At 64.5% G+C, this 21,615-nt stretch carries 19 protein-coding genes and 1 pseudogene; 16 read left to right on the top strand and 4 right to left on the bottom strand.

Translation table 11 applies throughout. From position 1 onward, the window contains the following. From IEY60_RS06355 to IEY60_RS06305, 11 genes are all read left to right on the top strand, one after another. Positions 1–765 (top strand): helix-turn-helix domain-containing protein, encoded by a 765-nt coding sequence (locus tag IEY60_RS06355; RefSeq protein WP_189024693.1) that lies wholly within the window; start codon positions 1–3, stop codon positions 763–765. 375 nt (positions 766–1,140) lie between these two features. Beyond that, entirely contained in the window at positions 1,141–2,136 is a 996-nt protein-coding gene (locus IEY60_RS06350) for a Rieske 2Fe-2S domain-containing protein (protein WP_268241457.1), read from the top strand. Positions 2,137–2,165: 29 nt separating this feature from the next. Next, positions 2,166–3,038 (top strand): acyl-CoA thioesterase domain-containing protein, encoded by an 873-nt coding sequence (locus IEY60_RS06345; protein ID WP_189024689.1) that lies wholly within the window; start codon positions 2,166–2,168, stop codon positions 3,036–3,038. Then, entirely contained in the window at positions 2,962–3,696 is a 735-nt protein-coding gene (locus tag IEY60_RS06340; RefSeq protein ID WP_189024687.1) for a maleylpyruvate isomerase family mycothiol-dependent enzyme, read from the top strand. Before IEY60_RS06345 ends, IEY60_RS06340 begins: the two co-directional genes overlap by 77 nt. Before the next feature lie 10 nt (positions 3,697–3,706). After that, the gene (locus IEY60_RS06335) at positions 3,707–4,861 is read left to right on the top strand and encodes a cytochrome P450 (protein ID WP_189024685.1); all 1,155 of its coding nucleotides are present in this window, start codon (positions 3,707–3,709) and stop codon (positions 4,859–4,861) included. 67 nt (positions 4,862–4,928) lie between these two features. Then, positions 4,929–6,074: a cytochrome P450 gene (locus tag IEY60_RS06330; protein ID WP_189024683.1), complete on the top strand. Its 1,146-nt coding sequence runs from the start codon at positions 4,929–4,931 to the stop codon at positions 6,072–6,074. Next, a complete protein-coding gene (locus tag IEY60_RS06325) occupies positions 6,071–6,841 on the top strand; it encodes an SDR family NAD(P)-dependent oxidoreductase (RefSeq protein WP_229739582.1) in 771 nt (256 codons plus the stop codon). The genes IEY60_RS06330 and IEY60_RS06325 overlap by 4 nt, the downstream gene beginning before the upstream one ends. A gap of 45 nt (positions 6,842–6,886) precedes the next feature. After that, complete coding sequence (locus IEY60_RS06320; RefSeq protein WP_189024679.1) at positions 6,887–8,488, top strand: DHA2 family efflux MFS transporter permease subunit; 1,602 nt, start codon at positions 6,887–6,889, stop codon at positions 8,486–8,488. A gap of 2 nt (positions 8,489–8,490) precedes the next feature. Continuing rightward, entirely contained in the window at positions 8,491–9,411 is a 921-nt protein-coding gene (locus IEY60_RS06315) for a hypothetical protein (protein WP_189024677.1), read from the top strand. A 299-nt stretch (positions 9,412–9,710) separates the two neighbouring features. Beyond that, positions 9,711–11,333, top strand: coding sequence for an acyl-CoA synthetase (locus tag IEY60_RS06310; RefSeq protein ID WP_189024675.1), 1,623 nt, complete (start codon positions 9,711–9,713; stop codon positions 11,331–11,333). Between the two features lie 55 nt (positions 11,334–11,388). Further along, positions 11,389–12,360 carry an LLM class flavin-dependent oxidoreductase gene (locus IEY60_RS06305; protein WP_189024673.1) on the top strand — a complete coding sequence of 324 codons (972 nt, stop codon included), beginning with the start codon at positions 11,389–11,391 and terminating at the stop codon, positions 12,358–12,360. Between the two features lie 35 nt (positions 12,361–12,395). Here IEY60_RS06305 and IEY60_RS06300 read toward each other — a convergent pair whose 3' ends face one another. From IEY60_RS06300 to IEY60_RS06285, 4 genes are all read right to left on the bottom strand, one after another. Next, positions 12,396–13,721, bottom strand: coding sequence for an ATP-binding protein (locus tag IEY60_RS06300; protein ID WP_229739581.1), 1,326 nt, complete (start codon positions 13,719–13,721; stop codon positions 12,396–12,398). A gap of 293 nt (positions 13,722–14,014) precedes the next feature. Next, positions 14,015–14,518 (bottom strand): RodZ family helix-turn-helix domain-containing protein, encoded by a 504-nt coding sequence (locus IEY60_RS06295; RefSeq protein WP_189024671.1) that lies wholly within the window; start codon positions 14,516–14,518, stop codon positions 14,015–14,017. 475 nt (positions 14,519–14,993) lie between these two features. Next, positions 14,994–16,499, bottom strand: coding sequence for an alpha/beta fold hydrolase (locus IEY60_RS06290; protein WP_229739580.1), 1,506 nt, complete (start codon positions 16,497–16,499; stop codon positions 14,994–14,996). Positions 16,500–16,566: 67 nt separating this feature from the next. Beyond that, entirely contained in the window at positions 16,567–17,754 is a 1,188-nt protein-coding gene (locus IEY60_RS06285) for a serine hydrolase domain-containing protein (protein WP_229739579.1), read from the bottom strand. A gap of 425 nt (positions 17,755–18,179) precedes the next feature. On the opposite strand from IEY60_RS06285, the pseudogene IEY60_RS06280 reads away from it, so the two are divergent. The 5 genes and pseudogenes from IEY60_RS06280 to IEY60_RS06265 all read left to right on the top strand — a co-directional run bounded on the left by IEY60_RS06280 (position 18,180) and on the right by IEY60_RS06265 (position 21,512). Continuing rightward, positions 18,180–19,702 (top strand): annotated as a pseudogene (locus IEY60_RS06280) (PucR family transcriptional regulator). 134 nt (positions 19,703–19,836) lie between these two features. Then, positions 19,837–20,595: a CBS domain-containing protein gene (locus IEY60_RS06275; RefSeq protein ID WP_189024669.1), complete on the top strand. Its 759-nt coding sequence runs from the start codon at positions 19,837–19,839 to the stop codon at positions 20,593–20,595. After that, complete coding sequence (locus IEY60_RS36455) at positions 20,489–20,989, top strand: TraR/DksA family transcriptional regulator (protein ID WP_373291671.1); 501 nt, start codon at positions 20,489–20,491, stop codon at positions 20,987–20,989. Before IEY60_RS06275 ends, IEY60_RS36455 begins: the two co-directional genes overlap by 107 nt. Then, a complete protein-coding gene (locus tag IEY60_RS06270) occupies positions 20,934–21,080 on the top strand; it encodes a hypothetical protein (RefSeq protein ID WP_189024660.1) in 147 nt (48 codons plus the stop codon). Before IEY60_RS36455 ends, IEY60_RS06270 begins: the two co-directional genes overlap by 56 nt. 213 nt (positions 21,081–21,293) lie before the next feature. After that, positions 21,294–21,512 carry a hemerythrin domain-containing protein gene (locus IEY60_RS06265; RefSeq protein WP_229739578.1) on the top strand — a complete coding sequence of 73 codons (219 nt, stop codon included), beginning with the start codon at positions 21,294–21,296 and terminating at the stop codon, positions 21,510–21,512. Positions 21,513–21,615: the final 103 nt, after the last annotated feature.

Genomic DNA, 21,615 nt, shown 5'->3' with positions numbered 1-21,615 from the left:
ATGATAGATCCGAATGGCGTGCTCGAAAACAGTTCGGATGTCGTCCAACTTCTGATGAAGTCTCGCAAACTGCTGGACTCCGCTATAGCCACGCAGATCGGGGAATTTTCCGAGCGGCACGGTGTCGTTCGTCTGTTTCCCGATGAGAAGTGGGCGGGCATCCTGCAACAGATGCTGCAGGATGTGAGGGAGGAAGCAGTGGTGGCGGTCTGTGCCCCGCTGCAGACGAAGCGGTACTACCAGCATGAAGCACTGGTGCTGCGCGATCTGCTCGAAGCCGGCAGACGGGTCCGAGTCCTCTACTCGCAGAAATACGCGAACTCGCGCGTTCCTGTTCCGGGATCGTTGTGCACGATGATCACCCCTCACACGAAGGTCACTCGAATCGAGTTTCCGAACACGATCATCGTCGACCGCCGGGTGGCGGTGCTGTGGAGCGGAGCGGATTCTTCGCGACCGGATGCGCTCATGGTCCGTGAGCCGTCTCTACTCCACGCTCTCCATCAATTCGCCACGACGACATGGGATTCGGCCACACGTCTGGACATCGGCGAGGAGCATTCCAGCCCAGAGTTCGACGCTGTGGAGGTCGCAGTTCTCGAGGCTCTCGGTATCGGCTTGAAAGATGAGGTGGCGGCACGGCGACTGTCCGTTTCGCTTCGCACGTATCGGCGCTATGTCGCGGCGATCATGGTGCAACTCGGGGTGGGCACTCGGTACCAGCTCGGGGTGCGTGCGGCCGAGCTGGGGTTTCGGTCGAATTGACCTACAGCGTCTGCGCGTTCACGCTGTGTTCGGAGGGTACCTCCCGGTATCGGGGTAGTTGGTCTTCCTGCTGGGCTGGCGACCGATGATGGGGCGCCTCCTGTGCGCCTTTCACCTCCTCGAGCAGTGCCTGCTCCCGTCGTTAATGGTTTCCGAGCTCCGGTAAATCAGAGTGACACTGTTGCTGTCCTTGTGGCGGGCCTAGTCGCCTGGAAATACCTTTGCCTTTTGCTATCTGTCGGCAACGCTGATGGCAGCAAGTTGCCATGGCGGCTTCCATGTTGGCAGGTTTTGTCCATGCCGCACTGGTGAAACGTGTTCTAGTGTTGCTGCAGCGGCTTGAAGGAGGAACCCGTGCCCGTTGTTAGATTTCCAATGCAGCCGTACCCCACGAGTTGGTATCGAGTCGCTGACTCGACTGATCTAGTGCATGGGCAGATCAGGCGCATGCACTATTTCGGGCGTGATCTCATCGCTTATCGAACCCTGGCGGGCGAGGTCCGCGTCGCGGACGCGCATTGTCCGCACCTCGGCGCCGATCTCGGTCCCGGCCGAATCGAAGGCGATGAAGTCGTCTGTCCGTTCCACGGCTGGCGATTCGACGCTACCGGCAGTTGCGTCGAGATCCCCTACGCTAAAAAGATTCCAGGGGAGGCGAAGCTTCGCAGCTATCAGGTGGCGGAGTTCGACGGCGTTGTCGCGGTGTACTACGACGAGCTGGAAAGGAACCCGGACTGGAGTGTTCCCCCGATGACCGGCGGCGAGGACGAACGGCAGTGGACCCCGTTCGCCCGCAAGGTCTGGCAGATTCGGACCCATGTTCAGGACATTGTAGAAAACGGACCGGACGTAGCTCATCAGGTTGTCGTGCACAACGCCGTGGACATTCCGGAGATGGAATATGAAATCGACGGTGTGACAATCGCGGGGACAATGATCGGTAAGTATGACTTTCCCGGGGGTCCTGCAGGTGGTGTGCGGGTAGTCGGGCATTTCAGCAACATCGGGCTCGGGATCACCAATATCCGGCTTACCGACCATCTGGATGGAGTCGAGATTTCTCGGCAGTTGCAGCTGTGCCGCACGCCGATCGACGGAATCCTGGTCGAAGCATCCATCGCCCAGCGCACCAAGAGTCTCGGTGATATCGGAATGGCTGACGCCATGAACGAAAAGATTGTCCAGGCAACCTGGGAGGACTTCGAAAAAGATATCCCGATTTGGGAGAACAAGATCTATCGCTCTTTGCCGAGTCGAACGGAATTCAACCGCGGTGAAAAACCGGCCGTGCTCTGCCAAGGCGAGGGAGCGATCGTCAAGTTCCGGAACTGGTCGCGGCAATTCTACACCGACGCCGAGTGCGGCGTCTGAGTCGGAATGATTTCGAGAGGGGAGTCGTCTTGCCATTCTTCACGCGCAATGCCGAGAGCTACGAACCGCTTTCGCACGCCGCCAGCCAGTGGTCTTCCGAAGCGATCAACGGTGCCGCTGTTGCAGGTCTCGGGGCATACGCGGCCGAAACCGCACACGGCGACGCCGGGTTCGTACCGGCCAGATTCACAATCGATCTCTTTCGGCAACCGAAGTTCCAGCCGCTGACTGTTCGGGCCGAGCGAGTCCGAGATGGGCGCACCATTCGAGTCACCGATGTCCGCATCGAGCAGGCCGAAAAGCTGGTGGCGAGAGCATCTGTGGTGCTGGTACGCCGAACTGCCGATCCGCCGGGCACGCGGTGGCAAGCGAACGAAAGTCCACAGTATCCGCCGCCGCATCTGCTGGCGTCGATCGCTCGACCCGGAATCTATTGGGGCAGTGATGGATACGCCGACAGCTGGAGCTCTTCGATGTCCGGGCATCAAAACGCGGGCCGCAAACGGTTGTGGATCGATCAGACCGATCTGCTGGCAGGGGAGCAGACATCACCGTTTGTTCGCGCGGCGACCGTCGGCGAGCTGACCAACACCCTGACCAGCTGGGGAGATAGCGGAATCGGATTCATCAATCACGACTTCACGATGGTCATGGCACGAGTGCCCAACGGTTCCGCAATCGGAATCGAAGCCGAGCTCCACATGTCCGACAGCGGCATTGCGGTGGGCGCCGCATCGATGTTCGACCGGCAAGGCCGCTTCGCGGTGTGCTCGGTCAGCTCGGTCGCCCATGCGGTGAGCAGCTTGGACGTGTCGACCACCTCGGATGACTGGGGCAACCACCGCAGCAGCGGCGCAGAAAGGATGGAGGTCATCAATGACCGAAATACAGTGGGATCGTGACGAAGTCACCTCGATCGTCGTCGGGGAGTTTCAGCGCTTCGGTGCCTTCGTCGAAGGTCTGTCGGGCGAGGACCTGGATGTCACGACGCGATGCGACGGCTGGACTGTTCGCGGCGTAATCGGCCACCTGACCGGAACAGTCGTCGATATTCTCGCCGGCACGATCGGGCACCGCCCGCCGGACGTGCAGGCCGAGGCGTACGGCTCGTGGACAGTCCCGCAGTTCACCGCGGCGCTCGAAGCAGCCACCGAAAGCCTTGAAGTGCACCTGCGATCTTTGCCGGATGCCGTATGGAACGGACCGGTGCAGGGCGTCACCGGTCAGGTTTTCGCGACAGGCGTCCTGACACTGGCGCACGAATTGTGTGTGCACACAGATGATATCGATGCGGCGCTGGGACGAAGCAGTATCGAAGATCGTCTGTGGGAGATCTCCGTTCGGTGGCTGGCCACAGAGTTCACACGTCTCGAATACGAGCCCTTCACCGTGGAGTTGCGCGGGCTGCCCCGATTCGACATCAACGGCGGCGGGCCGGTAGTGGCTACCGACCCTGCGAATTTCGTCCGAGTCGCGACCGGGCGCATGGAGTCGTCCGCGGCAGGAATCGACCTCGACCTCAACATCTACGGGCGCGACCGTAGACATATCGGAGTCTGAGGTCGTACTCGTGGAGTTGAAATTCGAAGCTGTGCACACCGTCGTTCGACGAGGTACCTCTCCGGCAGGCGATCCGGCGTGGATCGTCAGCGACTACCGCACCGTCAAGAAGCTGCTGACCGATGAACGGATCAACCGCTTCCCACACCCTGACACCGCCGATCCGGCGAGGTTCACGACCGCCGAGATCCTGCAATTCCGGCAACTCGACCCCGATACGCCACCGCCACCGGACGATCTGATCCGTCGGATGGTGGCGACGTCGTTCTCGGCACGCCGCATGCGTGCCCTGCAGCCCGAGGTGCAGGCCATCACGGGCGAGCTCATCGGCACCATGCGCACAGCCGGGCCGCCCGCCGACATCCGCACGGATCTGGCCGAGCCCCTGTCCTCTCACGTGATCAGCGAGCTACTGGGGATTCCGGCGGAGGATCGCGAGAAGGTACGCGAATGGTCCGATGCCTCAGTGGATCTGGCCGATCCGGCGGTGTCCGGCCGAGCTGATCAGGCGCTCAAGGAATACATGAACCGGCTGATCGAGGACAAGCTCGAACATCCGGCCGAGGACATCCTCACCGACCTCCTGCGATTCCAGGAGCTGGAGCCGCAGCTGTGCAGCCGTGACCTGGTGATCGGCATGGCGGCCGGACTGCGATTCGCCGGCCAGATCAACACGGTGACCTTGATCGATCGCGGCATGTACCTGTTGCTGACGAATCCGATCGATCGGGCAGCGTTGGCCGATCCGAAAGTCCTCGACCACGTGGTCGAGGAGATCCTTCGCCACCCGCATCCCGTGCAACGGCGCATCGCCGGAGTGCCGCGATATGCCCATGCCGATATCGAGGTCGGAGACGCCTACATCCGCAAGGGCGACCTGGTGATCCTGGACCTGGACGACGCGAACGAGGATCGCGAGATCTTCGACGACGCTGAATCGTTCTGCCCGGCCCGCCGGGAAAACCCGCACCTTTCCTTCGGGTATGGCCCCCACTACTGCGTGGGGGCGGCATTGGCGCGGTTGGAGCTGAAAGCAGTGTTCGGCAGCATCTTCGGCGCGCTTCCTGACCTGCGCATCGACGGTGATCTCGAATCGCTACGTCCCCGGCAGCACCAGTTGTCGGGTGGGTTGATGGAACTTCCGGTCACCTGGGGGAGGAACTGAAGTAGTGAGTAAGTGCCCGATTCATCAATTTCCGTCGCCGACGCCGCGGAGCTTGAACCTCGACCCGGTGCTCGAGGAAGTCCGCCGATCCGGCCGCATCGCCAAGCTCCAACTACCGCACGGTGTGCCCTGCTGGGTTGTTACCGGGTACGAGGACGCGCGCACGGTGTATTCCAGCAAGGCATTCACCAGGACCGGGATGGCGAACGACACGGCCCCGAGACTCACCGCAGGGCTATTGCTGCAGGGCGCGATCGGTAGCCAGGACGACGATGTGCACCTGAAGCTGCGCCGAGCGATCATGCGCGAGCTCAATGCGGAGCGAGTTTCCCGGCTGCGGATCAGCGCGGAGTCGATCATGACCGAGCTCCTCGACGCTCAGGTCGCGGGCGGGGGTGGAGACTTCGTCTCCGAAATCGCCAGGCCCTTCGCGGTCCGAGTGCTCTGCGAACTCCTCGGTGTACCTCCGTCGGACCAGGGTCAGCTGATCAACTGGGTGGGACTGCTACTCGCAGCCGACGGTGTCGATCCAGCTGCTGTCGGAGCGGCGGCGACCGAGGCGGGGCAGTACATCGTGGGGCTGATCCGACGCCGACGCGTCGAACCCGGCGACGATCTGGTGTCGGCGTTCGCCGACCGGTCCAGTGGGCTCGATACGCGCGAGGCCGCGACCATCGTGTTCGCCTTGGTCATGGGCGGTTTCGAGACCACGGCCCACATGCTGAGCAAGATGGTGCTGCGACTGCTGGTGCAGCAGGAGCTGTGGCGAACACTGCGCGCTCGCCCGGACCTTGTGCCGTCGGCGGTCGAAGAACTGCTGCGCACCATCTCGGTTGCGGGTGGTGAGGGGATTCCGTGGATGGTGCGGGAGCCGGTGACCCTGGCTGGGGTCGACATGTTGCCCGGCGACTACGTCTTGCCGGCAGTTGGTGCGGCCAACCTGGATTCGCGTGTGTTCGACGCTCCTGAAGAGGTGCAGTTGGATCGAAATGGCAAGACTCACCTGACCTTCGGCTACGCCTCTCACTTCTGCGTCGGCGCGCCGATCGCCCGCATGGAACTGGAAGTCGCCTTGTCCGCCCTCATCGCGAGCCATCCAGACATCGGGTTGGCGGTGGAACCGGCCGAGGTCCGATGGCGAAGCGGTTCGGCGGTGTGGGAATTGGAGTCGCTGCCATTGAGATTCAATGCGGTCGCGGAGTTCGCCCGGTGACGGCGGACGCGAAGGGCCGGCTCGTAGTGGTGACGGGCGCCGGTTCCGGGATAGGTCGCGCATCGACTCTGCGGCTACTCGCGGACGGTGCTTCGGTCGTGGCCACCAGCCGTTCCTCCGAGGGGCTGAAGCAAACCGCGGAGCTGGCCGCGCTGGCGGGGTTCGGGTCCGCATTGACTACCGCGGTGCTGGATGTCTCCGACGAGGCCGAGGTCGAACATGTGGTGGGCGAGGCGATTTCGTACCTCGGTGGCCTGGACGTCGTGGTCAATGCCGCAGGCATACTCCGTGGCTCACACACCCATGAGGTCACTGTGGCGGCGTGGAACGAAACGATCGCGATCAACCTGACCGGGACGTTCCTGGTCACCCGGACCGCTCTGCCCGCGCTGCTGAGTTCCGGCAACGCCGTGGTGATCAACATCGGTTCCACCGCCGCGTCCTCCGCGCATCCCTATATGGCGGCCTATGCGGCGAGTAAGGGCGGAATGCAGGCGTTCACCCGGACCCTCGCGCTCGAGTACAGCAAGCAGGGTCTGCGTGCGGTGTGCCTGCTCCCCGGCGGGATCGAGACCAAGCTCACGCTCACTCCCGACTTTCCCGCCGACGTCGATCGGGCGCTGCTGACGAAGCTGCGGCCCGCGATCGGTGGCGGCGAACTCGGCGCCCCGGAGCGTGTCGCCGAGGTCGTCGCCCTGCTCGCCTCGCCGGCCAGCACTTTCATCACCGGCACGGAGATCAGCATCGACGGTGGTGCCCACATGTGAGCGCTGACGCCAGGCACCGCCGCACACAACGAAGGAGAACGACCCGTGTCCGCGACCAACGGATCATCGGATGCTGCGCCGATCGTGCTCACACAGCCGATCGTGCTCACACAACGGCACATTCTGCTGATCTTCCTCGCTCTCGTAGCCGGGATGTTCTTGGCCAGTCTCGACCAGATGATCGTCGCCACGGCCATGCCGACGATGGTCGGAGACCTCGGCGGTGTCGCCCACATGGCGTGGACGACAACGGCCTACCTGCTGGCCACCACCGCGGCGATGCCGGTCTACGGGAAGCTCGGTGACATGTACGGGCGGCGCAATCTGTTCTTGTTCGCGCTCGCCGTCTTCACTGTCGCATCGGTGGGCGCAGCGATGTCGACACACTTTTGGGAGTTCGTGGGATTCCGCGGCCTGCAGGGCATCGGCGGTGGTGGATTGATGATTCTCGCGCAGGCGACGGTCGCGGACATCGTCCCGGCGAAGGACCGTGCGAAGTACATGGCGCCCATGGGAGCGGTCATCGCGGTCACCTCGGTCGGCGGTCCAGTACTCGGCGGCGTACTTGCCGAACATCTGAGTTGGCGATGGTGCTTCTGGATTAACGTGCCGATCGGGCTGGTCGCGTTGCTCATCGCGGTCCGCTTCCTGAAGCTTCCGACCCGACGACCACAGAGCGGGCCCGACTATCTGGGCGCGGGATTGCTGACCGTATTGACCACGCTGCTGATCCTGCTCAGCGACTGGGCCGGGAAGAAGTACGCCTGGGACTCGGCGATCATCGGGGCGATGGTGGTGGGTGTACTGGTTGTCCTCGGGCTGCTGGTGGCAACTGAACGGCGGGCAAGAGAACCGCTGTTGTCTCCCAGCCTGTTTCGGAACCGGACCTTCGTGACCACCTCCGCGCTCGCGTTGTGCATCGGGTTGGTCATGTTCGCGTCGTTGGCCTTCATGCCGACCTTCCTGCAGATGTCCACGGGGGTGTCGGCGTCGATGTCGGGACTCCTGCTCATTCCGATGACACTCGGGATGATCGTCTCGGCAGTGGGGACGATGGCGGCTGTCGCCAAGTCTGGGCGCTATCGGATCTACCCGCCGGTGGCGTTGGTGATCGTCGGCATCGACCTGCTGTGGATGACGCAGTTGACCGCGCGGACATCCATGTGGGAGGTGTCGCTCATGCTGTGCCTGATGGGCGTCGGACTCGGCCTGGTGATGCAACTCGGGGTGCTGATCGTCCAGAACGGGGTGGCGCCCACCCAGACCGGAATCGCCACCAGCGCAAACAACTACTTTCGTGAGATGGGCGGCGCGCTCGGCGTCGCGATATTCGGATCGGTCTTCACCAGCCGCCTGGCGGCAAACCTCGCCGAGGATTTTCGGCAGCACAACACGACCGGTACGGCGGAACAAGGGTCGCTGGACCCGACCGTCGTCGCCGACCTTCCTGCTGCCTTTCATGACGCCGTCATCTCGTCCTACGCGGATGCGCTCGCCCCTGTCTTCGGCTACCTGCTGCCCGCGGTCCTCGTGGCGTTCGGGTTCGCGTGGCTGATCCCGCGTCTCGAGCTCTCCGACACTGCAGGGCTGGTGGCCCGCAATGAGGCAGTGCTGCAGCCGGATACCGCTGTGAGCGGAAAGGATTGACAGTGAAGCTGGCATATCTGGTGGGCGGACAGGTCGTCCTCGACCCCGCCGTCGTCGACGCATTCTGCGCTCGATATCCGGCCGTCTACCGTGCCTTCGAGCACGCCGCGCAACGAACGGGACTGCCGCTGGCGCAACTCCTGGCCGGCAGGAGTTCCGATGACGACGAACCTCAGGAAGGCGATTCCCTCGGCGCGGTCGGTCAAGCCGCGCTGGTCATCGGCCTATCTGACAGCCTGACAGCACTTGGCGTCGGCCCGCATGCTGTCGGTGGGGTCAGCTTGGGTGCGCTGACCAGTTCCTGCCTGGCCGGGGCGATAGATCGCGGGGACTTGTTCGACATGCTGCACCATCAGCGCCTTGTCCCGCCGTTGCCGGCCACCGCTCGTAAGCAAGGGATGGCCGTCGCTGTCGTCCCCGCGCACATGGACCCGAGCCAGTTCTATGGGGAGGATCGTGATGGCGTGTACCTGGCAGTCGACCACGGGCCGGTATTCGGAGGCGAGCGGCATGTGCTGGTGGTGGGTGGCTACGTCGATGCCCTGCAGGAGTTGATCGCCACGGCGCCATCGGAGGTCGTTCGACTGATACCGGCGTACAGCGGAGCGTTCCATACTCCGTTGCAGCAGCACACGAACGAGTTCATGAAGCAGTTCGTGGCAGGAATTCCGTTCCTGGATCCGGAAGTGCCCATCTGCTCACCGGTGCGCGCCGGCGCGCTGCGAACCGCAGACGAGGTGAGGAAGCTGTTCGCGGAGAACTACGTCACGCCGATCGGCATCAAGCCGCTCGCCGACGAACTCGCTGTCCGGGGTACGGAGGTCGCTGTCGAGCTCGGACCGGGGTTTCCGCAGGGTGTGTCGATGGGTTCCATGCGCCAGATCCGCATCACCCATCCCGATGACCTGGAGAAGGCGGTATGACACGAAAAGCAGCGGGCCCGTGTTCCTCGGAGGACTCGGTGGATCGACTGCGGATCGTCGTCGACCCTGCCCATTATCACGGCTCCGAGGTGTCCTCTGCTGGCTCTACACGGGAAGCAGGCGTGCCGGCCAGGGGTTCTGGCTGGTGGCCATGGATTGTCGTCGGCCTCGAAGCGTTGGTCGACAAGTGGTAACGGTCGCGGCCACGGCTGGTCGGCAAGATGGCAGGAAGGTGACAACATCGGTCTCGTCGACCGATTCCCCTGCTCCAGAATTGAAACGTGTTCTAAGTTTTCGCCATGGCTTTCAACGTCGCTGATCTCTTCGAACACGCTGTCGACGCGGTACCCGATCGCATCGCAATCATTTGCGGGGACCGGCAGGTCACTTACCGCGAGCTCGACGCTCGCGCGAACCGCTTGGCGCACCACCTCGCCGCGCAGGGGGTCGGCGCGGGCGACCATGTCGGGGTGTACTCGCGCAACTCGATCGAAGCGCTCGAGACCATGATCGCGACCTACAAGCTGCGCGCGATCTCGGTCAGCGTCAACTTTCGCTACACCGCCGACGAAGTCCGCTACATCGTCGACAACGCCGACATGGTTGCGCTGATCCACGAGCGCCGATACTCGGACATCGTCGCCGAGGTCCTGCCGCACACGCCGAAGCTGACCGACGTGATCGTGGTCGAGGACGGCTCCGACGCCGACTACAGCCGATACAACGGTGTCGGCTACAACGAGGCGCTCGACGCGCACTCGCCGGAGCGTGATTTCGGCGAACGCAGCTCCGACGACATCTACATCCTCTACACCGGCGGTACGACGGGGTTCCCCAAGGGCGTGATGTGGCGGCACGAAGATGTCTGGCGCGCACTCGGCGGCGGCATCAACCATGTCACCGGCGAATACGTCAAGGACGAATGGGAGCTGGCCAACCAGGCAAAGCAGTCCCCGGTTGGCATCGTGATGGCACCGTTGTCGCCGCTTATCCACGGTGCGGCCCAGTGGGCTGCCTTCATCGGCCTGAATTCCGGCGGCACGATCGTCTTCATTCCGCAATTCGATGCTGACGAGGTCTGGCGACTGGTGGAGAAGCACAGGGTCAACGCCTTCACCGTCGTCGGTGATGCGATGGCCAAGCCGCTGCTGGACGCCTACCAGGCCGGCAGCTACGACACCTCATCGGTGTGGTCTATCAGCAGTCACGCCGCGCTGTTCTCGCACTCGCTCAAGCAGCAGTACGTCGAGACGTTCCCGAACGTCTTCATCACCGATGTGATCGGTTCGTCGGAGAGCGGTGGCACCGGGCTCGGCGTGGTCTCCAAAGACAGCGACCATTCACAGGGTCCGCGAGTGAAGTTCAGCGCGCACGCGGCGTTGATCGATGACGACGGCAAGCTGGTGGAACCGAAACCTGGTGCGGTCGGTCGGATGGCTCGGACCGGGCATGTGCCGATCGGCTATTACAAGGACCCGGAGAAGACCAAGACGATCTTCGTCGAGGTCGAAGGCAAGCGATATGTGGTGCCGGGCGACTACGCCCGCTATGAGGATGACGGCACCGTCACGCTGCTCGGCCGGGGATCGGAATGCATCAACACCGGCGGGGAGAAGGTGTTCCCCGAGGAGGTCGAGGGTGCGCTTCGGTCGCATCCAGACGTCTTCGACGCGTTGGTGATCGGTGTCAAGGACGAACGGTTCGGCCAAGCCGTGGCAGCGCTGGTCCAGCCTCGCTCGGGTTCGACCCTCGACCTGGCCGGATTGGATGCTCACGTTCGTACAAAGGTCGCCGGGTACAAAGCGCCGCGCACCTACTGGATCGTCGACGAGATGATGCGCCAGCCCAGCGGCAAAGCCAATTACCCGGCGGCGAAGAAATATGCCGCCGATCACGCCGATCTGGCTCGACAGGCTCGCTGACAACCTGGATGTCACTCGACCGCCCGGCCACGGGCGACACACAGAGGAGTATCGGATGACGGGTTGGGTGGTCCATCACGATATGCGGGCGCCGGAGTTCGGTACTCCTGCTCAGCAGCTGTACAGCGCGGCCCTGGAGATGAGTCAGTGGGCTGACGAGCACGGAGCGTCAGGCATTACGCTCTCCGAACACCACGGATCGCGAGATGGCTATCTGCCCGCTCCGCTGACCATGGCTGCTGCGGTCGCCGCGAGGACTACTCGGGTGAACATCACCGTGTCCGCCCTCATACTCACATTGAGGGACCCGATCGCTACGGCTGAGGAAGCTATGGTGGTGGACCTGATTTCCGGCGGCCGACTGCTTCTGATCCTCGCCGGCGGCTATGTCGCGGACGAGTGCGCCATGTTCGGAATCGATTTCGAGCGGCGGGGGGAGGTGTTCGAGGAGAAGCTGGCAGCCTTCGTCCAGGCATTGACCGGAGAAGAATTCGAGTACCAGGGGCGAAGAATCACCGTCACGCCGAGGGCTGCCAGACACCCCCGGCCGCCCGTGCTACTCGGCGGCTTCGCTCCCAAGAGGGCCGCTCGACTGGCAGATGGCTACGCGCCACCAACTGCCGACCTTTCGCTGGCTGATACCTACCGAGCTGAGTCTCGTCGCCTGGGTAAAGGCGACGGACTGCTCATCTGGCCCGGTGGCCCGAAATGGGTGTTCGTGACGGAAGATCCGGACAAGGCATGGGCTCAGATCGGGCCGAATGTCCTGCATGAGGCCAACTCCTACGGAGAGTGGGCCGCCGCTGCCGCAGGTGGCGCGCCGTACGCCGAAATAGTCGATGTCGAAGCGGTCCGCAAGATGGGTCACTACGCCGTGGTTACTCCAGAAGAATGCATCGACTTGGTGCGCAGACAAGATCCTGGGTCCAGGTTGGTGTTCAAACCGTTGGTCGCGGGTCTCGATCCCGATCTGGGTTGGGCTTCGCTGAGGCTGTTTGTCGATCGTGTCCTGCCCGCGCTGAAATAGCTCGGAGCACGGCAACGGTGGTGCTGTCGCCGCCGCTATTGGCACCGGACCATTCTTTTCAGCGTGCTGGCGCGGACCGGGTCACTGTCTCCCGCCATCCACGCGAGTGCTTCGAAGTAGTTGGCGCACCCGACCGGATCGTTGGCGAGGCGGGCAAGCCGCAGCCCCTGTCCGAGCAGGTCGCGCGCATGATCAGCTGCGCCAAGCCGCCATTGGGCAACCGCCATCGCCCATAATGCGTAGGACCGATAGACGGATTCGCCGTGCACCTGCGTGACCGCGAGAACGTCCTCGTAGCATTGGATCGCTCGGTGAGGTTCCTTGTCGAGCAACTGATACACCAATCCCAGCAATGCCAGCGACTCGATCCGCAGTGCGAGTTCGTTCTCTGCGGCACCGAACACCGGTCGGGTACGTTCCAAAGCTGCCGCCGCGGGCACGAGATCGCCGGTGAACAACCCGACGATGCCATCCATGGAGTCGACGATCGCATGCGCTATCGGGTCGGTGAGTTCGCCGGCGAGGACGCGCACCTGCTCCGCAAGAGCAGCACCTCTCTGGTGGTCCCGCTGCTGTTCCGCCATCAGGCAGTCGGCATGCAGCGCCCTGATCGTGGTGACGGTCGGCCGATTTCGGTCGCGCGACAAGAACTGGTCGAGCCAGTCCCTCGACTCGCTGAGCAGGCCTCGTGACCCCCAGAGTTGCGCCAAGGCTGTGGCGATCTGCACACAGGTTTCGGTGTCGTTCTCAGCGAGACAGAAGTCCATGGCCTCCCGAAGATTCGGCTGCTCGCAGCTGAGTCGTTCGATCCACTCGAGCTGCAGGGGGCCGATGAACTCGTTCTCGGCGGTGCGGGCGAGTTGCCGATACCAATCCCGATGTCGCCGACGCAGATTGTGGTGCTCGCCGCGGTGTCGGGCCTTCTCCCGCCCATAGTCGCGGAGAGTCTCGAGCATTCGGAAGCGAACCCCGGCGTTGTTCTCTTCGCGGATCAGAATCGACTTGTCGACGAGGGTGGTCACCATGTCCAGGAGGTCGGCGGGCTGGTCGGCGTCCCCACACCCGTACTCGGCTGCCTCCAGTTCGAAACTGCCGGTGAACACCGAAAGTCGCGCCCACGTGAGTTGTTCACCTGGGTCGCACAAGTCGTAGCTCCAGTCCACACACAACTGAAGTGTCTGCTGGCGCGACGGCGCACTGCGGCTACCGCGAGTCAACAGCGCGTAGCGGTCGGAGAGTCGTTGAAGGAGCTGCTCAGGCGACATCGCGCTCAGGCGCGCCGCCGCCAGTTCTATCGGCAGCGGTAACCCGTCCAGCTGCCGGCAGATTCGCGTCACAGCTGATCTGTTCTTCTCGGTCAATGCGAAAGTCGATACCGCCGGGATCGTCGAATCCCTCAGCCGTCAGCTCCGAGATGACGGGCGGGGTCACATCGCGCTGTGTTTCCAACGGATCGGCATCGGCCATATTCGGCTCGATTCATCCGGTCCGCACTGCGTTCGATGGATCCAGCACCATGTCCCTCTCGATGATGTGTAACCAGGATATCGCTGACCTGGTCAGCCATCGAGGTCTCGAACACGCAACATCCACCCTCCCGCTCGGACCGACGGCGAGTCGAGCGATCAAGTGCTCTCCGTCGTCGAACGCGGTGTCACTGCGGCCTGGATTCGGGCGGCTGGTCTTCGGCTCTGCGTACGCCGCTGTGATGGCCCTCCTCTACGCCCTCGTCCGTGGCTTCGGTTTCCGAGGCCTGCGATGCGGGTTGCTCGTCAGCGGGGGAGGTGGTGGCGCCCCCGGGGGTGCTGTCGGGGGCAGGTGCTTTGAACTTCGAGTCGGTCACCGGGTGGACAGCGCCCGCGGTATCGGCGCCGGTCCCTTCGCCCGCGCTGGTGCTCGTAATGCTTCCTTCGGCGCTTGTTCGGCGGCCTTCATAGGGAGGTACGGCCGGTTCTGCGTCTTCCGGAGGGCGCGTCCCGGTCGTGCCGATGTTCTCTTCCGCCGGGTTGTGGTCGCGAGTCGAGGTGACTTCTTCTTGGTCGAATGTGCCGGCCGGGCGATCGGTCGTTCCTCCGCCGGGCGTATCCGACCCGGTGTCTCGTGAACCTTTGGCTCCTCGTTCCGATTGAGGCTCTTCAGACAAATCTTTGCTGGACATAGCTCTATCGTCTCCTCTAATAGAGCGCTGGATTATCCACTCGCATTTCAAGCGTGATGCCCGATTCAACCGCAGTCAAGCCATCGCGATGACGACTAGAAGGTCCTGGCATGACAAGACTGCAGCGTGCCGACGCGCCTCGTGCGAGATCATGGCGCCGAGGGGGATGTCCACCTGCCCCCGACCGAGATCTCGGCGCCCGAGCGACTCGGCCGTCGGGACCCTCTCACCGGCCACTTCGTCGCCGATCCGGGAATACCGACGGCGGCTGCCGGGCGCTGTCTCGTACCTGACGGTCGGCGGTGTCACCGCGCTGCTCGCGCTGTGCGCGGTGTTCGCCATCGCGCTGCCGATCAGCACCTTCGTTCAGCCGGCGATCCCGGGATTCTGGCAGTTGATGCCGCCGGGGGAGGAGTTCGCCAGTTTCGGTTTCGTGGTCGACTCGTGGCCGAAGGCGTGCTTCACCCGGCTCCGGTCAGTCGACTCGACAGGTCATATCGCCGGCCGGCAGCGTGCCGTCGCGGAAGTAGGTGTTCACCGCCGAATACACGCAGGAGTTCTGATAGCGCCCGAAGATCCAGTGGATCGGCACATCCTGGAGGGTGACCATGCGGGACGCGCTCAAATCGTTGTGCAGGGCGACCGCTCCGTCGTACGCGGTCCTGGTGTCACCGGTGGATTGCACGATCATGGCGGGCACCCCGTTGCGCACCACCGTGGTCGGTTCGGTGGGCGGGGCCCAGAACGCGCACGGTGTGATGTTGTTGGTGAATCCGGCGAAGATCGGTTCGGTGGCGCGGGCGGCCTCGATGTTGCGCCGATAGAATTCCGGATCCCGCGGTGCGGCAACGTCACCGCACATGATGGCCATCTGTGCCGAATTGTCGTTCGGCCGTGCTTTCATCGCGAATCCGAGTGTGGCGTCCAAAGTTTCGTCGGGCTGGGCGGGGTTGCCCGCGGCGGCATCGGCGATGGTACGGATCTGACCGGCGAGCATCTCGTACTGGTCCGGGCTGTCCAGCCCGACGAACAGCACCACCGGCAGCCAATGTTCGTCGATCTCATACTCGCCCAACCGGATCGGCTGGTCCGCGGCCTGTTCGATCAGGTTCTGGACAGCGCCGCGAACCTGGGCCCGGCTGGTACCGAAGTGGTATTCACCGTCGCGTGTCGCGACCCAATCCGCCCACAGGTCGAGCGCGGCCTCGTTGGCCGGACCCATTGCCTGCATCATGCCGACCGTCCCGTAGGCGTCCGGGTCGGCCGCGCTGTCCAACACCATCCGGTCGCTGCGATCGGGGAACATCTGCATGTACACCGCACCGAGGTAGGTGCCGTACGAGGTGCCGAAGTAGCTGATCTTCTCCGCGCCGAGAATGCCGCGGATGACATCCATGTCCCGCGCGGTGTTGCGGGTGGTGATGTGGGGCAGTCGAGCTCCTTCGGTGGCGACGCAGCGGGCGGCCAGATCGCCGTGTATCGCAACGGATTCCGCGAAGCCTGCCGCGTCGAGGCCCGCCGAATGCAGCCCGAAGCCGATCGGCCACCGGCAATCGACGGCGGACGAGCGCCCCACGCCACGCGGATCCATGCCGATCAGGTCGTAGCGGGCCCGCACCTCGGGCGTCATCGCCTTGCCGACATCGACCATGAAGTCCAGGCCTTCGCCGCCGGGACCGCCGGAGTTGGACAGCATGACGCCGCGCTGTGGGTCGGTGCCGGTGATCCGGGAGATCGCCACTGTAAGAGTGGGCCCCTGTGGGTCGGCGTAATTCACCGGCACGGTGACGTCGGCGCACTGTGCCCCGGCCTCGTCCAATTTCGGCACCTCGCAGGCTTTCCAATCCAATTGCTGACTGGTGAACCGGTCCGGCACCGCGGTGCGCGGCTTCGCCTCGGCCTCGGGACCGGCACAGCCGATCAGTCCGGCACAGGCCATCAGGCCGGTCAAGGCGACCGTCAGCCCTTTCGCGCGTTTCACTGCTTCTCCTCGGAAGTTGTTCGGCCGCAAGCAATATGAGGGCCATGGTTACTGGTGGGCGGGGCGATCACGAGGCGCACAGGGCGGCGTCCAGCACGTCGTTGACCGCGTCGGCCTGCTCCTCGGTGGTCGGCAACTGGTTGACCGTGACGGTCACCGCGGTGCCGTCGGCCGTCACGCCGTTGCGGGTCTCGAAGCCGGGAATGCTGCCGCCGTGCCCCCACACCTGCGCGCCGCACGGCGCGGTCCGGTGGATCAGGGCGAGTCCGTAATCGGCGCCCGGCATCCGGTCGAACGGCACGGTGCGCTTCATCTCGGCCAATTGCGCAGGTGCCAACAGCTTTCCGGACAGCAGTGCGGTGAAGAACCGGTTCATGTCGGTCGCGGTGGCGACCATGTCACCCGCGGTGGCGGCCCAGGACGGGTCGAAGTCGGTGAAATCGATCGGCTCACCGTCGACCCGGTGATACCCACGGGCGTGCGGGCCGCGGATGCCGGTTTCGCGGGCAGCGGGCACATAGGTGTCGCGCAGGCCGAGCGGCGCGAGGATCCGGCGCCCGATCTCGTCGGCGGCCGGATTGCCGGTCACCCGCTCGATCAGCAGGCCGGCCAGCAGGTAATTGGTGTTCGTGTAGACCGATTTCGCCCCCGTCTCGAACTGCGGCGGCATCGTCATCGCCCGGCGGACCAGCTCGGTCATCTCGAAGTGCTGCCACCGCAGCGTTTCCTCGTCCGGGTCGAGCTGTTCGGAATGCTGGGTGGTGATGCCGTCGCCGGAGCCACGGCCGAGATAGTCCGGCACTCCGCTGGTGTGCTGCAACACTTGCCGCACCGTGATCCGGTTGCCGTCGTTGCCGTTGCCCCGCACCACACCGGGCAGGTAGCGCTCGATCGGCGCGTCCAGGTCGACCTTGCCCTCGGCGACCAGCTGCATGATCACCGTCGCCACAAAGGTCTTCGTATTGCTGCCGATCCGGACGCGGGCGTCGTCCGGGAACGGCGCGCGAGTGTTCAGGTCGCCGACCCCCACGGTGAACGTCCGATGTCCGGCGGGCCCGTCGATCACCACCTGCACACCGGGAAACCCTTGGCGCACCAGCTTTTCCATTGCGGTGGCCACCGCGGGCGATGGCGTCTTCGCGGCCTCGTCCGGTGCGCCCACCGACGCCTCACCGCACGCAGCCGCGGCGAGCACCGCGCCCACCACTACGACCGAAAGGGCCGCTTTACCGGAGTTGCGCCGAAATGGGTTCATGAGCAGTGTCTTCCTCCTGTTCGAGCCGGAAGGCATGGGTGCGTCCCCGACGATTCGAGCCTAGGAATCGGGCGTCCTCGCGCCCATGCCGCGCGCACCCGAATGCTGGGTACCGTCTGCTGGCGTGAGGTGGTAGTGCTAGCACCACCACGTCAGTTGGTCGTCACGAAATCTCGAGGATTCATCGGGTTGGACGTCTGCGACGATGACGTCAGAAGTCCAAGATCGTGGGCAGGCGTACCGTTGGATCTGTGGCAGGGCCCGGCCCGGCCCGGCCCCGCGTACTGGTGGGGTGGACCGGCTCTGGCCACCCGCGGCGTCAGCACAACTGAAGCCCACCTCCCCAGACACAGGCTGACCGCGCGAGCGGAGCCTCGCCGCCGAACACATCGCCCGTGCCTACGGTCCGAGTCAGAGGAGCGGCCATGGTGACACTGGATCGGTTGGCGAACGTCCTGGGTGGCTATGGGGTCCGTGTGCGGTTGGGTTCGGTTCCGCGATCCACCCCTTGCGCAGCGTGGTGATCCACGGCGCCGATGAGGACCCCACGGAAGTGGGTGATGTGCTGCTGGGGATCGGGGCACGCACGGTATCGGAGGCGGTGGACTGGGCCGTGTCGGCGCGGGCAGTCGTCGCGCTCGTCCGCGGGAGTGTGGAGACCGAGGACGAGCCGCAGAGCGAGGGTGTGGCGGTGATGGTGATCGGCCAGGGGGTGGCCTGGAGTGAGGTGGCAGCGGTGGTCTACGGGTTGGTGCTGGAAGGGCGCGAGACCGAGGCCGGTCGTGGCCCGACCGATCTGTTCGCCTTGGCCGACAGTCTGGCCGACGCTGTCGAGGGCGCAGTGACGATCGAGGACCGCCGGTCTCGGGTGCTGGCGTATTCCAGGCCCCAGCAGCACCTCGACCCCGCACGGGTCGAGACGATCCTGGGCCGGGAGATGCCACCGTGGTTGCGGGCTCTGTTCGATGCGCACGGTGTCTTCACGCATGTGGCGACCTCTGCGGAACCGTTGTTCGTTCCCGCGCAGGCAGAACGCGGTATGACGGGGCGGATGGTCGTGGCCGTGCGCGTGGGCAGGCAACTGCTGGGCTCGGTGTGGGTGTCGTGCCCTGCACCGTTACAGGGGGCTCGGCGCGTGGCCTTGGTCAACGGGGCGCGCACGGTGGCGCTGCACCTGTTGCGGTCGCGGGCGAGCGCGGACTTGGAGCGTCAGGTGGAATCAGACCGCGTGATCGGTTTGCTGGAGGGCGCCGCGGATGCGGCGACGGTGGCCAGCAGGCTGGGATTGGTGTCGCAGAGTTTACGGGTGATCGCGCTGCGCGCGCGGATCGCCGAGGAGCAGCACGCCGCGCTGCTGCTGGTCTTCGAGCGAGCCACAACGGGATTCGGTTGGTCACGTTCGAGCCGCAGCGCTCTGGTCGGCGACACCGTCTACACCGTGCTGCCCGCCGACCAGGCGGACACGGCACGCCGCTGGACAAGCCAGCTACAAGCCGCACTGCCAGAGCAGATTACGGTGTCGGCCGGTATCAGCGCGGTAGCCCGGGCCACGGAATTGGCGTTGGCGCGCCAAGAGGCCGAGGAATGCCTGGCGCTGCACGAGGCCCGCCCAGCGGATGCCGCGCCCCCCGCCTATGACGAGTCGTGGGACGAAATCTTGCTGCGACGCCTTCGTACCGCAAGGCATTCCGGGCGCACCCCGGCACGGGGGCCGGTGTCGGAGTTGCGGCGCCACGATCGCGCGAACTCCACCCAATACGTGGCAACGCTACGCGCCTGGTTGCAGTCCCAAGGCGACCCCGCCGAAGCGGGTGCCCTCCTGGGGGTGCACGAGAACACCATCCGTAACCGGCTGCGCAAGATGGCCGAGGTGACCATCCTCGACTTGGACGACCCCCGCAAACGCCTGGCCATGATGATCGAACTCGCCGCCACCGACAACGCCTGACACATCTGCGCTGTGCCATCGCCACAATCTCGACGCCTCGATTGTCCGATCAGCGCAACCCATCGACTCGACAACCACGCCATCCTAGAGGTGAGCAGAAATCGCAGGTAGGAGCGGGAACGGAGTTGAACGGAATGGCAGACATGCAGGTAAGCGAGGTGATGCATCGACCGATCCGCGCCGTGCGACACGACGACACAGCACGCGAGGCGGCGTTGATACTGGCCGAACTGGGCTACGCGGCGTTGCCCGTTCTGGACCAGAACGATCGCCCCATCGGGGTACTCACCAGCGGTGACCTCTTGCGGGCAGGCGGGCTCGACGACACGGTCAGCGCGGTGATGACCGCACCGGCGGTGTCGGTGCCGGGTAGCGCGGCACTGACCGAGGTTTCGAGCAGGCTGGCAACGCACGGGCTGCGCAGTCTGCCCGTCGTCGATGCCGACGGCCGCGTGGTCGGCATGTTCAGCCGCGGCGACGCGTTGCGCATCATGCTCACCCCCGACGACGCACTCGCGGCCGGTGCGCAGAATCGCCTCGATCAATACAGCGGCGCACGGCGCTGGCGTGTCACCGTCGACGAAGGCGATGCCACCATCTCCGGCCGGTTCACCGACGAATCCGAACGGCGCATCGCCATAGCGCTGACGCGCACAGTGCCCGGCATCCGCACCGCAACCATCGCGACCACACCGGCCGCTGCGGGCGGACCTGTGCGGGCCACAGGCGGAGTGGCCCATCCGCCGATCCCCTCCGCATTCCGAATTACCAGTCCTGGAGACCCGGATGAGCCTCGCACCAACAGTCTCACCAGCACACCTGAGCGACCATCTCCCCGCGCTGCGCGCCACACTGAATCAGCAACGCCGCTTCCGCCTGCAGCAGCTGGCTGAACTCGAAGCCGAAATCGGCCGCGCGCCCGTATCCACCGACGCGGCTGATATGGCCAGGCATGAGGTCACCATCAAATTGGCCGCCGCCGCGCGGCATGCCCTAGCCGACATCGATGCAGCCCGCACGCTCATCATCACAGGCCGTTATGGCCGCTGCCGCGGCTGTCACACCGAGATCCCGATCCACCTACTGCAGATCATTCCCACCACGCAATGGTGCCTGAGTTGCCGGCGGCATCATCCTCGTGCTGGGGAAGCGCGGCGCCCGGGGCCGAGATCCCCGTCGTCGGCACCCGGTAAGAGCGCCGCACTCGACAAACGCAGGGAAGGAGATGCTCATGTCCGCCCCATTGACCGCATTGACCGAAACGGGAGTGTCGATCTGGCTCGATGATCTGAGCCGAGGGCGGCTGATCGAGGGCAGTGTGGCCCGCCCGGTCGCGCCCGCTGTGGCAGGGCTTCTCGCGCGGATTCTCGGCCGCTGAACCGCTCCTCCAGGAATACAGAGAGGCGATCCACGTGTTGCCGGACACTTCCCGAAAATGCCCGTGCAAACCCGCGCGCAAGTCGTAGAAGAATCGTAGAAACCACCTGCGATGGGAACGGGTGCGGCGGGTCGAGCTGATGCCCGCGGCGGCGGGTGGTTGGTTGGATCGGTGGGCCAGCGGCTGCTGTCTGTCGAGGTCCGGGCCACGGGTATGAGCAGTGAGCACACCGAGATCGAACGTCTCGTCGACCGGATCCACCGCCACCTCGACGACTCCCCAGACGGAATCCGCGCCGACCAGATCGACGATCTGCGCGCCGTCCTCTACGGGCTCGACGCAGTCCTCACCCTGCACTTTGCCCAAGAGGACGAAGCGCTGTTCACGATGGCGCTCAACCGGGTCGACATATCGGCGATGAGCTCGCCATGAGGGCTGGTGGCGGATCGGTTCCCTCGAAGAGAGGTCCCTTCCTGGGACCGGAGTCCTCGGAGCAAGGACCGTAGGCCCTACTGCTCGGTGCGGGCGCCGCGTG

The sequence above is a fragment of the Nocardia rhizosphaerihabitans genome (assembly GCF_014646295.1).
GTDB classification, from domain to species: domain Bacteria; phylum Actinomycetota; class Actinomycetes; order Mycobacteriales; family Mycobacteriaceae; genus Nocardia; species Nocardia rhizosphaerihabitans.
Note: the sequence above shows the minus strand (reverse complement) of the source record. Positions and strands in the feature narration are given on the sequence as shown.

Coding starts and splice junctions, on each gene's coding strand:
- IEY60_RS06355 (WP_189024693.1), top strand. CDS start 1: ATGATAGATCCGAATGGCGTGCTCGAAAACAGTTCGGATGTCGTCCAA.
- IEY60_RS06350 (WP_268241457.1), top strand. CDS start 1,141: ATGCAGCCGTACCCCACGAGTTGGTATCGAGTCGCTGACTCGACTGAT.
- IEY60_RS06340 (WP_189024687.1), top strand. CDS start 2,962: ATGACTGGGGCAACCACCGCAGCAGCGGCGCAGAAAGGATGGAGGTCA.
- IEY60_RS06310 (WP_189024675.1), top strand. CDS start 9,711: ATGGCTTTCAACGTCGCTGATCTCTTCGAACACGCTGTCGACGCGGTA.
- IEY60_RS06305 (WP_189024673.1), top strand. CDS start 11,389: ATGACGGGTTGGGTGGTCCATCACGATATGCGGGCGCCGGAGTTCGGT.
- IEY60_RS06295 (WP_189024671.1), bottom strand. CDS start 14,518: ATGTCCAGCAAAGATTTGTCTGAAGAGCCTCAATCGGAACGAGGAGCC.
- IEY60_RS06285 (WP_229739579.1), bottom strand. CDS start 17,754: ATGAACCCATTTCGGCGCAACTCCGGTAAAGCGGCCCTTTCGGTCGTA.
- IEY60_RS06275 (WP_189024669.1), top strand. CDS start 19,837: ATGGCAGACATGCAGGTAAGCGAGGTGATGCATCGACCGATCCGCGCC.
- IEY60_RS36455 (WP_373291671.1), top strand. CDS start 20,489: ATGAGCCTCGCACCAACAGTCTCACCAGCACACCTGAGCGACCATCTC.
- IEY60_RS06270 (WP_189024660.1), top strand. CDS start 20,934: ATGTCCGCCCCATTGACCGCATTGACCGAAACGGGAGTGTCGATCTGG.
- IEY60_RS06265 (WP_229739578.1), top strand. CDS start 21,294: ATGAGCAGTGAGCACACCGAGATCGAACGTCTCGTCGACCGGATCCAC.